The sequence below is a fragment of the Actinomycetes bacterium genome (assembly GCA_036000965.1).
Taxonomy (GTDB): domain Bacteria; phylum Actinomycetota; class CALGFH01; order CALGFH01; family CALGFH01; genus DASYUT01.
On the sequence record DASYUT010000104.1, the window covers coordinates 1 to 15,620 of the forward strand.

The following is a 15,620-nucleotide window of genomic DNA, read 5'->3' on the forward strand; positions in this document are numbered from 1 at the left end:
AAAGGTTGTCGATGCCGCGGCACTGCTGGTGGTGATGCCGAGGTCGAGGAAGCGGGTCTGCATGCCGACGCGGAGGGTCTCGTCGTCTGGGTCGATGGCGGTCCAGTGGGCGGGTTTGCGGCCGCGTCGGGGCTGCGGGCACCGGCCAGGATGGGCCGATGACCTGGTCGCGGAGGGTGAGCAGGGCGGCGATGGTGCGGGCGGCTGGTGGGGGGACCTGGGAGCGCCGCGACCGGCCGGGTTTGACGATCAGGTCCTTGCCCGCGGAGGGTGGGTAGGTCGTCGGCGGCCTGGCGGATGGTGGAGCCGGTCTGGCCGGCCGTCGCCTCCCACCTTGGTGGCCGGGGTCGGCGACGGTGCAGGCCGCCGGGTGCGGCGGCAAGCGCCAGGACCGCCGCCAGCGCGGCCCGGATCGGTGGGGTGTTGAGGTCGATGCCGCCGACCCGGGCCCGGCCGATGCGGGCGGGCAGCGGCAGCTCGTCGAGGGTGCCGTCGGGCAGGAAGGCGGTGTCGACGCAGTCGGTGGCGACCCGCAGAGCCCACGTCACCGCCGGTGGTGTCGTGGGCTCACCATGGGCCGGCACGGCCGCGGCGCCGGTCCGGCTGGCGCGCTCGGCGGCTGGCACCTAGCTTAGTAGCTAGCCGCCGTAGCCGCCGTAGCCGCCGCTGCTGCCGTTGGCGGCGGTGGTGGCGGTGGTGGCGGTGGCGCCGCCGCTGACGGCACCGCCGGCGGGCGCCACAGCGAACCAGGCGGCGCCAAAAGCGTCCACGCCCTGGCCGTTTTGCTGCCCGGCCCCGCTGTCGCCGGAGTAGTAGTACAGCGGGTGGTGGTTGTAGGTGACCTGTGTGCTGTTGTCGCTGCGTGTGATCGTGCCCAGCAGCGCGGCTGTGACGCCGCTGCCCGCCTTGGGCGCCCCGCTGCTCTGGTCCACCGGCCACGCGGCGGCGCAGGCGCCGCTACAGGCCGACTGGTCGGGCCGGTCCTTCTCAAACAGGTACAGCGTCCGCCCGCTGCCGTCGACCAGGACCATCCCCAGCCGGCTGCTGGCCGCGGCGACCGTCGCCACCCCCGACGAGGCGCCACCTGACGGGGCGCCGCCGTAGCCCCCCGAGCTGCCCGACCCCGAGTTGCCGCACCCGGCCGCCAGCGCTCCCGCCGCTGCCAGCGCGACCAGCGCCACCAGCGGGCAGCGCAGCACGCCCAACCTCCCCGGAGCAGACCGCGACCCGGGTCCTCCCAGCGCATCACCCGGCCGCTCGGCCGCTCGCCCGGCCGGCGCCCCGGCACGGTGGTGGACCCCCAACCCCTTGGTGACAAACCAGATACGCACGTGCATCCCTCCTCAGCTTCGAGGCCGCCCCGGTCCCAGTCGTGCCAGCACCTCCTGGTGGCACCTGACCAGGGTTGACCTTGCCACCCACGATGGCGCACCAGCGGCGGGGGGGCATCGCCACCAGCCCCCAAGTCAGCGTCCGGCCAGCTGGCATCCTGGCCTACCCGCCAGCAGCCATCGGCACCGGCGACGCATGCAGCGCCGAGCCATTCGTGCAGCCCTGGAGCTTGCGCGCCGCCCACGACGGCCATGCAATCCCCTCAAACAGGAGACTTGACCGGGTCGTTAGCTGTCCGCCAAGCACGGTGATTGACCGCTGTTGACCGCTGGCTCGCGGCCCCACGACGGCCCCGGCGCTCGAACTACGTGCTGCCCGGGTCATCTACGCTCGGCCCCGCCAGTTCATCGTGGGGCCGCCGAGCACGGCTGGACTCGGTGAACAGGAGATGGCATGCGACCGAGGTGCTCAAGCGACTCCCCGACGCCCAGAATCGCCACGACCTGGACGCCTTCGTCGCTTGCTTTCACCCGGAGTACCGCAGCGGCAGCCTGTGCATCCGAACGAGCTTCTCTGAACTTATTGGGGGCTTGTGGAGCGGGACCGCCACAGGTCGCGGAGGAGGGCGATCTCGCCCATGTGGTGGATGAAACGGCACAACGGGGTGGCAAGAGGACGGCGATCCGCACAAGACCGGTGCGCTCGCGGCCGTAAAACGCTTTGCGTTTGACGACGCCGCGTGACAATGCTGGCGTCATGGAAGGCTACGAGCCGGTCGACAGCTTCGGCGAGGACACCGCAGAGATCTACGACACCGAACCGCGCGGCGATGAGCTGTCGACCGTTGCGCTCCTGGAACAGCTCGCACGCGGCGGTCCGGCTTTGGAACTCGCGATCGGCACCGGTCGCATCGCTCTGCCCCTCGCTGCTTGCGGCATCCGGGTTGACGGTGTCGACCTCTCGCCTGCGATGGTCGCCAAGCTGCGGGCCAAGCGTGGTGGTGAGCACCTGTCGGTCACGATGGGCAACTTCGCTGATGTGCCCGTCGAGGGCACCTACAAGTTGATCTTCATCGTGTTCAACACGCTGTTCAACCTCCTGACCCAGGAAGACCAGGTTCGCTGCTTCGAGAACGTCGCCGCGCACCTCACTGACGACGGGCTCTTCGTCGTGGAAGCATTCGTGCCCAGCTACCTGACCCGCCTGCGCGACGACCAGTACGTGGACGCTGAGCACGTCGCTGTCGAGCACGTCAGACTGGACGTGGGGCGGCACGACCCGGTCACGCAGCGGCTCGACGAGAGCCATGTGGTGCTCTCCCGGGAGGGCTTGCGCTTCTACCCGATCGTCACCCGCTACGCATGGCCCAGCGAGCTCGACCTCATGGCGCGCATCGCCGGGCTACGGCTGAAGAATCGCTGGGGCGGCTGGGATCGAGAGCCGTTCACCTCGACGAGCCGCAACCACATCTCCGTCTACGGACGCTGAGGGCCGCCGCCCGATCAAGGCCCATCGCCTGGGTGGGGCCAGCCGCCGCCAAACCAGAGGCCCCAGCCTCCGCCCGGGTGGGGTGCACCACGGCACCCACGACCAGCGCGGCAACCACGGCACCCACGACGACCATGCGGCCGCGCATAACCCGACCGCTGGCCACACGGCCTCCCGCCACACGCCCGCCGGCGCCCGCGCTCACCGTCGTGATCACAAGCCTTCCCGCCACTGGTCAGGGCAACCCGGTCAGCGCCACCGCGCGTACCTTGGCCAGGGCCAGCTGCAGCATCCAAGTGGTCTATAAGTCCGGCCCGAGTGAGGCTCAGGGCCTCGATGCGAAGACGGCCTCAAGTACCGGCGAGGTAGCCTGGACATGGCTGGTGGGAACGAGAACTACGCCAGGAAACTGGCCAGTGACGGTCACATGCTCAAAGGCGGGCGCGACGAAGAGCGCAACCCGCTATCTGACCGTCATCGACACCGGCAACCCTGGGTAGCCCAGGTAGACGTCGGATCTGTTAGCCGTGCCATAGGTGCCTGACACCTACTTGCGGAGGAGGTTGGGCGATGGGGGCCTTGATATCCGTGGGGGCCGGATTGCTTGGCACGCTGGTGGGTGCCGCCATCACCTGGTTTGCCGCCAGAAGGCGGGATCGCCTCGAAACAGCATTCGCTATGCATCGCGAGTTTCATGCTCCTGAGATGACTCACTCGCGAAACCTTGCTGGGAAGACGGTTCGGGATCACGGCTCCGAGACTTTCGATGCAATGAGGAGGAAGCTCTCGGCCGATGCGACACAGCATGTCTGGAACGTCATGTACTTCTACCAGCGTCTATGGCTGGCGATCAAGTACAGGAATATCCATGAGAGCTATGTTTCGGAGATGTTCGGAGAGAATTTCTGCTGGTGGTACGTCAAGAGTTACGAGGATCAGCTCGTGCCGTTGGATTGGCAAGCGAGTCATCACATCGCTGCATTAATGAGGTGGATTGAGGGCAACACGGAGCAAATTGAACTGGAAAGATGGCGTGAGCGTGCTAGACAGATGGATGATTCCAATCTTGAGGGAACCGGCGGGATTGGCGGCGCTTGACCTCTTGCACGCCATACACGGCACGGTGCTTCCTTCGTTCCTGGACAGAAGCGTTCGGGCAGGTGAAAACGAGATCCCGACTGCCCGCCCGGAACCGTTCTTGTCCCTTGCTGTCCCCTGCTCCATGCCCCAGACATGCCCCAAGCGCCTCTGGGTTATGAGTCGTTTCAGTACCGTTCCGGTGCGTGCGCTTCCGATCCAAGCGCTGCGGGCTGACCAGGGCATGGGCCACTCCCCCACCGGTAGCCGTCCCGGCCCGTCGCGGGCAGTCACGCGAGGTGCCGTGAGCAAGGCAGGCCAGGCGGTCCCGTCCAGGCGCCGACGCCGTACGGCGTTCCCGGTCCCTCGGCGCCCAGGGACTGCAACGACCGGCCGGGCACGGCAAGATCGTTCAGGCGTGAGCGAGCACATCCTTACCACTCGTGCTGTCGAGTACCTGCTGTCGAGTACCTGCTGTCGAGTACCTATGGAGAAGCGGGCACAGGTCAGAGTGACGTGAGTGACCGCCAAGAGCCGCCCGAGCCCGCCGCGGATGGCACGCAGATGGCACGACGCGAGGGTCGGCCGGTGACTACGCCCTACGCTTCGGCCCCTCGGAAATTGCCTGAACCGGCAAGTCTCAGAAACTCGAAGGATGAGAGGGCATTTATGAAGGTGAACTTAGAAGTCCACCCCCTACGGCTTGCAGCCCACTACGACGCCGCTTGCTCCAGCGACCTCGAACCAGACGGTCCGAATGTTGCGAAAGCATTAGAAGAACTTCAGTTGGTCGATTGCGTCAGAGACCTCATCGCGCGTCGCTCTGGCTTGATCGAAGCTGGGTTCGCAGACACACAACGACTCGCCAGAAACTCCTGTCGGCAATGTGAAGATGGAGGATGGAGACCCTACATGCATCCCTGTTTCCAGCGACTTCCCCAGGAGTGTTCACGACATCAGTGAACCTGCGCGCCTCAAGCACGCTGTGGGAGATCACATTTTTTAGTTCTCCGATACTGCCCAAGGCCGGGTTCAGCTCGCGGCGGTCGTTTCTAATAGCTAGTCCAAACATTGGTTCGCCTCCTTCTCCTTCTTTCTCGCAATTCCCACTGGGAGCTTGGCACTGATCGCTGAGTCGCCTTGCCAAGAGCATCAATCAAGAGCTTCCCGACTCCGAGCCCTCCCTGGGAAGGCCCCCTCCCTAAGAGGATTGCCCGTTCCGCTGACAGGCACGGACGATGCTCCTGCAGCTCATTGGCTGCACGGCATGCCCCGCATCATCTTCACCACCCCCCCTTTGACCGCACCCACCAACGTGGTGGCGCCCGGGTAGTCTCCACCTGGTCGAACGCGACCTGCCCTCGGGCATCCTGCGTACTTCAAACGTACTTCAACGTCGCGACCGCGAGTGGGGAAGCAGTCTCGGGGCCGCTGGCGGCACGAGATGACGCAGAAAAACTGGTCATCGACGGGCCGATACGACGGCTCGCGCGAGCCTCGCCGCGCGGCCGGGACCACCCCCGCCGCGGAGGCCGCCGAGGACCGCCCGGATCTGGCCTCGATGGTTTGTCCTTCCCGCCCGCTGCCCACTGCCACCCAGGCGACGTGGCCGTGATGACGTGGCCGTGATGCTGAGGATCACGGGAAAGTCCCATGGCCATCCCCGGGGAGATCTCACGACCATCCCCGGGGAGATCTCAATGGCCATTGACACTCGGTTGGGATGTCTCCAGGTCGGTGTTGGGATACTCATCGGGGATGAGACACCATCTGTGACTCCTCGAGCGCAGTTCTAGCGCTCGACCGTTCCGGCATGGTTACGGGCGTGTGACGGCCGGGGCAGATCCACCCGGTTGCTTCTCGCCGAGCCTTCCGCTGACACAGAGGCCCCACGCCGCCGGGTGATACATCCGGTAGGCCCGTGATCCGCTTTGATCGTTGGCTTGTCCCGATCAGGTGTCAGTGCTCCACGTCACTCCCAGATTGTGACATCTGGCAGCTTTGTTAGCATTGGCCTGGCCGGTGTACTCATCCTGGTCAGGCTGCGCGGCCATAGGGAGTCGCCTTCCCTTTGCCGGCTCCGCGCCTTGCAGGCCGAACTGCATGCCTGCCGCACCCGCCACGCGACGCGCTATTTGACCTACGTGGACGAGGACGTGACACCTCCAGCACCCCCGGCACGGCGGCGAAGGCCACCACAGCGTCCCACGGCCGCACCGCGTCGGTCCCGTCGGCGGCGGCGAGACCAGCGGCCCGAGCAGGCCGACGAGCGGGTGGCGGTGTGGCACCCAGCGCCGGCGTGCCGACCCCCTCCCCGACGACGGCGGACGCCTCGGCCATCGACTGACGGATCGGCTCGTCCCAGGCGACCTCTCGGCGGCCGCCCCATAAGCCGGCGCCAACCCTGCGGACTCCAGGGCGCCCCAGATCCGCAAACGGCGGCCGGCCTTCCTTGTAGGCCGCCACGCCTTCGATGACGAGCGTCTCATGGAGGCGATGGAATCGAGGCTGGCGGCCTGCTGCGAATCGACCGCGACACCCCCCTACAGGCGCCCTCCGGCCGGGAGGTCGGTGACCGGCCGGTCGTCGATGCGGACCGTCCGCCGGAGCAGGTCGCGGACGCCGACAAGCTCGCCGGCGGCCTGCCCGAGCCCGGCCGGAGGGCCGCGCCCGGGTCCGGCTCCCCCGCTGGCCGTCGGCTCGACCGCTTCCAGCGCGAGGCGCACCAGGCGCGAGTGCCGGTCCAGCAGCACGGCCACGACGCCGCCGATCGGGTGGCCGACGTCAAGGGAACGGAGCCGCTCGCCGAGCGCCAGGTAGGCCTCGGCGACCCACCGCCCGTCGGCCAGGCCGGTCGCCGTCGGCCGGTCGGGGCGGCAGAGCTGGATAGCTGTCTCGGCCGCGGGTTGCAGCGCGACCCCCCGCTCGGCGAGGTTGAGGACGACGTCCCGCGCCGCGGGTTCGGCCTGTGCCCACTGGGCCACGGAGCGTTCCAACGCGGGTCCTTCCTCCAGCCTGGTCGGGCGCAGGCCATAGTACCGGCCGGCCCGGTAGGGGGAGCCACACCCGAGATCATCCGCCCGGGTCCCGCGCGATCTGCCCGCACGCCTGGACACCCTGAACACCATGCTGTCCACCAGGGGAAACCGTCGCCTTGACAAGCCGTTCCATATCAGTGACCCATGGCCCTGGCGGGCCACCCCGGCGGATGAAAACGGGCATCACAGCCAAGCCCCTGGGCCGTCCACTGCTCCGCGGAGGGGGCGAGCGCCGCGTCGACCGCATCAGTAACCTGCGAGTTTGCCCTGGCGACGGGTCATTTTCAACCTAGGGCTTGGGTATGGTTCGCCGGTCGGGGACTCCCTCGATGACTGGAAGGTGTCGAGGTGGTCCAGCACGTGGCACCGACGGATCGTTCACCGTCCCGGACCCGGAGGGCGCTGGTGCCCAGAGTCGACTGGCGGGAACTCGCCGCGATCTTCGCTGGCGGGTTCCTTGGCGCACTGGCCCGGGCCGGGTCGGCGCAGCTGGGGTCGCACGATCCGCTCGCGTGGCCGTGGCCGACGTTCGTGGTGAACGTGGCCGGCGCGTTCCTGCTCGGCTACTTCGTCACCCGCCTGCAGGAGCGGCTGCCGGTGTCGGCCTACCGGCGGCCGCTGCTGGGCACGGGTCTGTGCGGCGCGCTGACCACGTTCTCGACCATGCAGGTGGAGCTGCTGCGGATGCTCGACACTGGACGGATCACCCTGGCCGTCAGCTACGCGATCGCGAGCGTCAGCGCCGGTTTCCTGGCCGTCGCGGCCGCGACAGCGCTGGTCCGGCGGGTCCGGGTGCTGCGATGACCGCCCTCGTCTGGTTCGGCGTGGGGCTGCTCGGTGGCCTGGGGGCGCTTGGCCGCTTCGCAATCGACGCGGTCGTGTCCAGCCGCGCCGGCCGCCAGTTTCCGGTCGGCACGCTTGTGGTCAACCTCCCCGGCGCGGTGGCGCTCGGCCTGCTCGTCGGCCTGCCGGTCACCGGCCGCGCGCTGCTGCTGGCGGGCACGGCGGCCATCGGGTCCTACACCACCTTCTCGACCTGGATGTTCGAGACCCACCGGCTGAGTGAGGACGGCGAGCTTGGTCCGGCTGCGGTCAATGTCGGGCTCAGCCTGGTCGCGGGCCTGCTCGCCGCAGCGCTCGGGCGGGCGATCGGAGGGGCACTGTGAACGACGACGCCCTGAAGCTGACGATCTACTTCGGTGAGCACGACCGGGTCGGTGGTGGCCGCTTCCTTGCTGACGCGCTGCTGGACCTGTACGGCCGGCACGGCTTCCAGACCAGCGTCCTGCTGCGCGGTGTCGAGGGGTTCGGCCTCAAGCAGCGGCTGCACACCCAGCGGCTGCTGACCCTGTCGGAGGACCTGCCGCTGGTGACGGTCGCGGTCGACACCCGCGAGCGCATCGAGCAGGCACTGCCGGAGGTCACGACCCTCATCGGCGACGGGCTGGTCACCCTCGAGCGGGCCCGGCTGCTGGTCGGGCGGATCCGCGCCGTGCGGTTCCCCGAGGCGCTCGCCGAGGAGACCAAGCTCACGATCTACCTCGGGCGCCAGGAGCGGGCAGGCGGGGCGCCGGCATTCCTCGCCGTCGTGGACCTGCTGCACCGCCACGGCGTCGCGGGCGCCACTGTCCTGCTCGGGGTCGACGGGACCATGGTCGGGCTCCGGCGGCGCGCCCAGTTCTTCGGCCGCAACGCCAACGTGCCGCTCATGGTGATCGCGGTCGGCGCCGGCGAGATGATCGCGCAGGTGCTGCCCCGGCTCGGCGCGCTGCTGGAGCGCCCCTTGGTGACGCTTGAGCGGGTGCGGGTGTGCAAGCGTGACGGGGCGCGGCTGGCCGAGCCCCACCATCTGCCCGACACCGACCACAGCGGGCTTGGGATCTGGCAGAAGCTCATGGTCTACGCCGAGGGGGCGGCCCAGCACGACGGCAGCACGCTGTACGTCCAGCTGGTCCGGCGCTTACGCGAGGCGGGCGCGGCCGGGGCTACCGCGCTCCGCGGCGTGTGGGGCTACGCCGGCGATCACGCCCCCCACGGCGACCGCCTGCTCGCGCTGCGCCGGCGCGTCCCGACGCTCACCGTCATGGTCGACACCCCGGCGCAGACCCGCCGCTGGTTCGAGATCGTCGACGAGCTCACCGAGGAGACCGGGCTGGTCACCAGCGAGCTGGTCCCGGCCATGCGCATGACTGCCGCTGGGACGGTCGAGGGCGGCCTGGGCCTGTCGAGCCTGTGAACGACGGCGCGGGGATCGGACGCAAGCGGGCAAGATGCGGCGACCCGAACGACGGCGGCCCGGCCGCTCGCTACGCTCGCCGAGCGGGTAGCGTCGAGGCGCAGCCGTTGGGCACCTGTGCTCTCAGTGACGCCGAGATGAAGCGCAGGAGGGTATGCGGTCATCTGGGTGTGGCGACCCTCGCTGGCAGATCAGCTCCGTGGGCTAAGCCGACCCGCCTGACGTAGCCCTGGGGCGAACACGACGATGGCGAGGGCGGCCAAAGGCGACGAGGCTACCGGTCAGGAACGCCGCCTCGGGTCCGTGTCGGTCCCACAGCACCCCGGCGAGCACGCTGGCCGGGAGGACCAGCAACCCGCCCGCCGCGGCCACGAGCCCAGAGGCGGCGCCGCGCCGGTCGGCCGGGACCAGCGTGGTGATCCAGGCCTTCACCGTTCCCTCCCCGGCGGCGTAGTAGACCCCATAGAGCAGGAACAGCCCAACGACCTGCCAGGACCGTGTCGCGGCCGCGAACCCCGCGTAGGCGAGCGCGTACGCCGACCAGGCCACCAGCAGCAGCGGCCGGCGCCCGATCCGATCCGACAGCGTACCGGCGGGCAGGGCCAGCAGCGCATAGGCGAGGTTGAATGCGGCGTACAGGAACGCCAGCGCCGGGGCGCGGAGCCCTGCCGAGCGGGCCCGCAGCAGCAGCGTGTCGCTTGAGTTGGCGAGCCCGAACACGGTCAGCGCCCCGAGCAGCACCCAGAACGGGCGTGGTAGCTGGCCCGGCTGCGCGCCGGGCGCCGCGGTGACAGGGGCAACATCGTGGGCCCGGGCGAGTTGGACGGCAGCGCCGACCGCGGGCAGGGCCGCGAGTGCGAACACCACCCGTAGGCCGGTCTCGCCCGCCCGACGAGGAGCAGGGCGGCGCCAGCGACCAGCGGACCGGCGACCGACCCCAGGGTGTCGAGCATGCGCTGCAGCCCGAACGACCGGCCCGCCCCGCCCGCGGCGGCGTCGGCGGCGACGAGCACGTCGCGGGGGGCGTCCTTGCCGCCCTTCCCGAGCCCGTCGACGACCCGGAGCGCGCCGACGACCCCGACCGACGAGGCCAGCGCCAGCAGGGGCCGGGCCAGCAGCGACAGGGCGTAGGAGGCGCGGGGGTGAGCCGCAGCGGCGAGCCGCCGCGGTCAACCACCCGCCCGGTCGCGAGTCGGGCCACGGTCACCCCGACCGCGAGCGCTCCCTCGACGGCCCCGAGCTTGGTCGTGGACGCGCCCAGGGCGACCACCACGAAGACCGGCGGCAGCGGGTAGATCATCTCCTGGGCCATGCCGCTCCAGGGCAAGGGTCAGCCGCAGTGCGCCCAGCGCCCGGCGCGCCACCCGCCGCGTCGGTCACCGCAGCTGCCCGCCCTTCACGCAAGAACCGGGCCAGGTCTTCCCGGAACCGGGCCAGCTGGGCCGGGTCGCCCACCCCGGGCCGGGCCGAGAGGGCATAGACGGGGCCCGGCCAGTCGGGCGCCACCTGCCGCACGACCCGCTCGGTGAACCCCACCGCGCGCGCAAGCTCATCTGGGGTGAGGTAGTCCGCCTTGTTGAGCACCACGAACAGGCGCACCGCGTGCTCCACCACCTGGGCGAGGAACCCCCGCTCGGCCTCGGAGATCGGCGGGTCGGCCGACACGACCAGCACCGCGGCGTCGAGGTTGGGGAGGTAGGCGCCGGTCGCCAGCGTGTTGTGGGGGTGGACCGAGCCGACCCCGGGCGTGTCGACCAGCCGCACCCCCTGGTCGAGCAGCGGCGCGGGCAGGCGCGCCACCACCCGGGCCACACCCAGGGCGTTGCCAGGGTTGGCTTCTTCGGAGACGAACCGGCCCACCTGCGCAAGGTCACGGGCCTCGCGCCGGCCGTCGGCGAACTCGACCGCGCAGCCCGGCGCGCCGCGCCGGCGCAGGGATCCGCCTGTTCGGCCTGGGCGACTGGACACCGGGTCTAGGCTGTACAGCTCGACGGGGGGCTACCCAGAGGCGGAGGGGATTGATGTCGGAGGTTGAGGCTGCGCCGCTCCGGAGCGCGACGATCACCGGCCTGGCGACAGCCAGAGCCATGTTCCGCCCGCTTGGGTTCACGCGCGAGCGGCTGGCGAAGCCCAACATCGGCGTCGCGCACATGTGGAGCGAGACCGGTCCATGCAACTTCAGCCACCGTGAGGTCGCCCAGTGGGTCAAGGGTGGGATTGAGGCAGCCGGAGGAACCGCCTTCGAGTTCGCCACGGTCTCCGTCAACGACGGCATCACCATGGGCACCCAGGGCATGCAGGGCTCGCTGATCAGCCGCGAGGTCATCACCGACTCGATCGAGCTGATGGCGCGCAGCCACATGTTCGACGGGCTGGTCGTCATCGTCGGCTGCGACAAGACCATCCCGGCGGGCGCCATGGCGTTGGCGCGGTTGGACCTTCCCGGGCTGGTGCTCTACAGCGGCAGCATCGCGCCGGGTCACCTCCGAGGCGAGGACCTCACCATCGTGAGCGTCTTCGAAGCAGTCGGCGCCCACGGGGCCGGGAAGCTCGACGCCGCCGGCCTGCAAGCCATCGAGGAGGCCGCGTGTCCTGGCGCTGGCGCGTGCGGAGGGCAGTTCACCGCAAACACCATGGCATGCGTCATGGAGTATCTCGGCCTCGGTCCTGCTGGGGCCAACCAGGTGCCCGCACGCGACGGGCGGAAGCCAGCGGTGTCCCGTCAGGCGGGCGAGCTGGTGGTGGGCCTCGTGCGAGACAATGTCCTCCCCAGATCGATCCTCACGCGCGAGGCATTCGAGAATGCGATCGTGAGCTTCGTCTCGACCGGCGGCTCGACCAACGCGGTGCTGCACCTGCTCGCCATCGCGCACGAGGCGGGCGTGGAGCTCGAGCTTGACGACTTCCACCGGGTCGCCACGCGGTCACCGATCCTCGCCGACCTCAAGCCCGGCGGCCGCTGCGTCGCCACCGACCTGTATCGCGCGGGCGGGCTTGCGCTGCTGTCCAAGCGACTCGTCGAGGCCGGCCTCGTCCATCCGGACGCGCGCAACGTCGATGGCAGGACGCTGGGTGAGATCGCGGCAGCGGCACGGGAGACACCCGGCCAGCGCGTGATCCTGCCGCTGGACCAGCCGCTCAAGAAGTCCGGTGGGATCGAGATCATGTACGGCAACCTCGCGCCCGAGGGCTGTGTGATCAAGCTGGCCGGCCACGATCGTAGGAGGCACGCAGGACCCGCGAAGGTCTTCGAGAACGAGGAGCACTGCTTCCAGGCCGTCAAGGACGGGCAGATCCAGCGCGACGACGTCATCGTCATCGGCAACGAGGGGCCGGTCGGTGGCCCTGGCATGCGGGAGATGCTCCACGTCACCGCCGCCCTCGTCGGCGCCGGGCTCTCCGAGCACGTGGCGCTGGTGACCGACGGCCGCTTCTCTGGTGGCACCCACGGCTTCATGGTCGCCCACGTGGCTCCCGAAGCGGCCGGGGGCGGGGCGATCGGCCTCACCCGCAACGGTGACATCGTCACGATCGATGTCACCACACGGCAGATCACCCTTGACCTCCCAGAAACGGAGTTGGAGGCGAGGCGCGCCAGGTATGTTCCGACGCAGGCAGCCATGGCGTGGGGCGTCTTCGGCAAATACGCTGAGACCGTGCGGTCGGCGAGCCTTGGAGCGGTGACCACCGCCGTGACGTCTCCCGGAGTGGCGCAAACGATCGGCACCGCGGCAGAGCGATCGCTCTGATCGGCGATGTGGCGTCTTATGGACCAGCGGCATGCTGAAAGCGACCAGTCGGCTGGATCAGATCGCCGCGACGAGTTCGGCGAACGCGACTGGCAGCTGCTGGGTCACCCGCGCCTCAACCCTCGGTTCGTCGGGTCCTGCCGCGGGCACTCGGGCTGACGAGAGCTGAACGTAGGATTCCGCGAGCCGAAAGGCGCGATCGTTTGCCGCTGAGGTGACCCTGTCCAGAACCGCTCGTTTCTGCGACACCCCGCCCGGGCGGGGCTTCGACCAGGCCCTGAGCGTGTCCACAACCCGTGTCCGAAAGCAACGTCGCACCACCAGCAGCGTCACAGGCTTCTGCGACACTCCCGGGCATGGGCCACCTGCTCGGCTACGCCCGCGTCTCCACCACCGACCAGCACCCCGACCTCCAAGTCGACGCGCTCACGCAGGCCGGCTGCTACCGCGTCTTCACCGACTGCGCCAGCGGCGCCCGCACCGACCGGCCCCAGCTCACCGCCGTCCTCGACCAGCTCCGTCCCGGCGACACCCTGCTGGTGTGGAAGCTCGACCGGCTCGGGCGCTCCCTGCGCCACCTGGTCGACACCGTCACCGAGCTCGCCGACCGCGGTGTCGGGTTCCGCTCGCTCCAAGAGTCCATCGATACGACCACCCCGGGCGGCAAGCTCGTGTTCCACGTGTTTGCCGCCCTGGCCGAGTTCGAGCGCGACCTGGTCCGTGAGCGCACCACTGCCGGGCTCGCGGCTGCCCGGGCCCGCGGCCGCATTGGTGGCCGTCCCAGCGTCATGACGGCCGACAAGCTCGCCGTCGCCCGGTAGCTGTACGCCTCGGGTGAGCACACGGTGGCCGCGATCGCCGCCACGCTGGGGGTCAGCCGCGCCGCCATCTACCGCCACCTTCAGCTCGCCGGCACCGACGGCGATACGGTCGGCATGAGCGGCTAACCGACCTGACCGCTGCCGTGTGAAGGAGGTGCGGGTCGCACACGCGGCCTCACGGCACTCCCTCCCCCACTACGGGGCCGCAGGTCGGCGGTCATGTCGAGGGCGGCGCCGTGATGTGCCGTGAGGCCGCGAGCGGTGCGGTTTCTGGCAAATCTTTGGCACGCGGGAGTGAATGGGCGTCCGAGGCAGTTGTGGACGTGGAGCTGGTGGAGCTGAGGGGATTCGAACCCCTGGCCTCTTGCATGCCGTTGACGCGTGGTCGGCTCGCGAGGCCCTTCGGCGCTCCGCTCCGCTTCAGAGCACCGCAGGGGACCGGCGTTGTTAGATAGCTCGCTTCCGTGCAGCGGTGGGCGCCGAGGAGCACGCCGATATGCTCACCTCAGCGGCCGATCTTGAAGCCAACGGGCCGAGAGTTGCTGGTTAGCTGGATAGGTCAACTCGGCCCGCAAGAATACGGCGCTAACGCCGGAGCCAGCCCTCCAAGACGGCTAGGTCGACATCCGCAAGTCCCGCACAGAGTACGGGTCCAAATCCATTCCGGTCATCATCTCAAGTGAGCCTTTCAGCGTGCTCCATTTCGCAGCAGGAACCTTCAGGTTTCGATCCTCCACCACCCCATCGCAGAACGAGCTAAGCCAATTGCTCATGGACAACTTGTCCTGCTCGGAGCCTTGCCGCAGAAACCTCTCGATTTCCACAACTATGGGATGCTCCGAGTTGAGCGCCACACGCGGCTTCAATGATCCATCCGTTCCAAACCGCCGAATTCGTGCCCCCATCTCCTTGGTTACTGCTGCACCTGAGGAAGGCACGTGGAAGAATAAGGGCGGACCAAAGAGAGTGCTTCGCATGAGCGCGTAGTCGCCCCGAAGAATGCGCACAACTTCTCCCGTCCTAACCTCTTCCATGAAGAGTCCGATATCGGTGAACAACTGCTCCTGACGATCCAACCTGGCTGGTCAACGCCCGCGATGTCAGGCACCTGCCGGGGCGGCCCACCACCGACCGGCTGGACGCGGTGTGGCTGTGCAAGGTCGCCGAGCGGCAGATGCTGCGCCCAAGCTTCGTCCCGCCGCCGCCGATCCGCAGGCTGCGGGACCTGACCCGCTACCGCGCCGACCTGGTCGCCGCCCGCACCGCGGAGAAGAACCGCGTCGAGAAGCTGCCCGGGGACGCCCAGATCAAACTCTCGGTGGTCGCCTCCGACAGCTTCGGGGTCTCCGGCCGGGACATGCTGGCCGCGCTCATCGCGGGCGAGCGCGACCCCAAGGCGCTGGCGCAGCTGGCACGCCGCCGCCTGCGCGCCAAGACCGCCATGTTGGAGGAGGCGTTCACCGGCCACTTCAGCGACCATCACGCCTTCCTGCTCGCCACGATGCTTGGCCGCATCGACCAGGCCAGCGCCGACATCGCCGAGCTCGACCACAAGATCGAGGCCGAGATCACCCCTTTCGCGGCGGCGGCCGACCGGCTGGATGCGGTCACCGGGGTCGGCCGCACCGCCGCCTGCGTGATCATCGCCGAGGTCGGCACCGACATGGGCCGCTTCCCCACCCCCGCCCACCTGGCCTCCTGGGCCCGGTTCGCGCCCGGCGTCAAGGAGTCGGCCGGCAAGAAGAAAGGCAAAGCCACGACCGGGCACGGCAACCCCTACCTGGCCCGGGTGCTGGGCGAGGCCGCCGTGGCCGCCGGCAGGACCGACACCTTCCTGGGGGAGCGCTACCGGCGCATCGCGCGGCGCCGCGGCGCCAAG

General features: G+C 69.3%; 14 protein-coding genes and 1 pseudogene. 9 read left to right on the top strand and 6 right to left on the bottom strand.

The window, feature by feature from the left end; all coding sequences use genetic code 11:
* Together VG276_07825 and VG276_07830 are read right to left on the bottom strand one after the other, a co-directional pair.
* Nucleotides 1-548: hypothetical protein (locus VG276_07825; protein HEV8649300.1), on the bottom strand; the 548-nt coding region annotated here is incomplete at its 3' end.
* A 90-nt stretch (nucleotides 549-638) separates the two neighbouring features.
* Nucleotides 639-1,331, bottom strand: coding sequence for a hypothetical protein (locus VG276_07830; protein ID HEV8649301.1), 693 nt, complete (start codon nucleotides 1,329-1,331; stop codon nucleotides 639-641).
* 757 nt (nucleotides 1,332-2,088) lie between these two features.
* Here VG276_07830 and VG276_07835 point away from each other — a divergent pair.
* Together VG276_07835 and VG276_07840 are read left to right on the top strand one after the other, a co-directional pair.
* Entirely contained in the window at nucleotides 2,089-2,820 is a 732-nt protein-coding gene (locus VG276_07835; protein ID HEV8649302.1) for a class I SAM-dependent methyltransferase, read from the top strand.
* 570 nt (nucleotides 2,821-3,390) lie between these two features.
* A complete protein-coding gene (locus VG276_07840) occupies nucleotides 3,391-3,918 on the top strand; it encodes a hypothetical protein (GenBank protein HEV8649303.1) in 528 nt (175 codons plus the stop codon).
* A 2,522-nt stretch (nucleotides 3,919-6,440) separates the two neighbouring features.
* Here the strand turns inward: VG276_07840 and VG276_07845 are convergent.
* Nucleotides 6,441-6,893, bottom strand: coding sequence for a hypothetical protein (locus tag VG276_07845; GenBank protein HEV8649304.1), 453 nt, complete (start codon nucleotides 6,891-6,893; stop codon nucleotides 6,441-6,443).
* Between the two features lie 447 nt (nucleotides 6,894-7,340).
* Between VG276_07845 and crcB (VG276_07850) the strand changes: the two genes are divergently transcribed.
* The 3 genes from crcB (VG276_07850) to VG276_07860 are packed head-to-tail and all read left to right on the top strand — an operon-like array spanning nucleotide 7,341 to nucleotide 9,171.
* Nucleotides 7,341-7,739: a fluoride efflux transporter CrcB gene (crcB, locus tag VG276_07850; GenBank protein ID HEV8649305.1), complete on the top strand. Its 399-nt coding sequence runs from the start codon at nucleotides 7,341-7,343 to the stop codon at nucleotides 7,737-7,739.
* A complete protein-coding gene (gene crcB / locus VG276_07855) occupies nucleotides 7,736-8,101 on the top strand; it encodes a fluoride efflux transporter CrcB (protein HEV8649306.1) in 366 nt (121 codons plus the stop codon). The genes crcB (VG276_07850) and crcB (VG276_07855) overlap by 4 nt, the downstream gene beginning before the upstream one ends.
* Complete coding sequence (locus VG276_07860; GenBank protein ID HEV8649307.1) at nucleotides 8,098-9,171, top strand: DUF190 domain-containing protein; 1,074 nt, start codon at nucleotides 8,098-8,100, stop codon at nucleotides 9,169-9,171. The genes crcB (VG276_07855) and VG276_07860 overlap by 4 nt, the downstream gene beginning before the upstream one ends.
* A gap of 204 nt (nucleotides 9,172-9,375) precedes the next feature.
* Here the strand turns inward: VG276_07860 and VG276_07865 are convergent, their stop codons facing one another.
* A complete protein-coding gene (locus VG276_07865; GenBank protein HEV8649308.1) occupies nucleotides 9,376-10,038 on the bottom strand; it encodes an MFS transporter in 663 nt (220 codons plus the stop codon).
* Between VG276_07865 and VG276_07870 the strand changes: the two genes are divergently transcribed.
* Complete coding sequence (locus VG276_07870) at nucleotides 10,026-10,466, top strand: hypothetical protein (GenBank protein HEV8649309.1); 441 nt, start codon at nucleotides 10,026-10,028, stop codon at nucleotides 10,464-10,466. The two genes, VG276_07865 and VG276_07870, sit on opposite strands and share 13 nt — an antisense overlap.
* Nucleotide 10,467: 1 nt before the next feature.
* On the opposite strand, the gene VG276_07875 is transcribed toward VG276_07870, so the two are convergent.
* On the bottom strand, nucleotides 10,468-11,139 hold the full coding sequence (locus tag VG276_07875; GenBank protein ID HEV8649310.1) for a dynamin family protein: 672 nt from the start codon (nucleotides 11,137-11,139) through the stop codon (nucleotides 10,468-10,470).
* A gap of 53 nt (nucleotides 11,140-11,192) precedes the next feature.
* Between VG276_07875 and ilvD the strand changes: the two genes are divergently transcribed.
* Both ilvD and VG276_07885 read left to right on the top strand, forming a co-directional pair.
* On the top strand, nucleotides 11,193-12,920 hold the full coding sequence (gene ilvD / locus VG276_07880; GenBank protein ID HEV8649311.1) for a dihydroxy-acid dehydratase: 1,728 nt from the start codon (nucleotides 11,193-11,195) through the stop codon (nucleotides 12,918-12,920).
* 356 nt (nucleotides 12,921-13,276) lie between these two features.
* Nucleotides 13,277-13,867: pseudogene (locus VG276_07885) on the top strand (recombinase family protein).
* A 488-nt stretch (nucleotides 13,868-14,355) separates the two neighbouring features.
* On the opposite strand, the gene VG276_07890 reads toward VG276_07885, so the two are convergent.
* Nucleotides 14,356-14,817, bottom strand: a complete 462-nt coding sequence (locus VG276_07890) for a hypothetical protein (protein HEV8649312.1) — start codon at nucleotides 14,815-14,817, stop codon at nucleotides 14,356-14,358.
* 32 nt (nucleotides 14,818-14,849) lie between these two features.
* Between VG276_07890 and VG276_07895 the strand changes: the two genes are divergently transcribed.
* Nucleotides 14,850-15,620: IS110 family transposase (locus tag VG276_07895; GenBank protein HEV8649313.1), on the top strand; the 771-nt coding region annotated here is incomplete at its 3' end.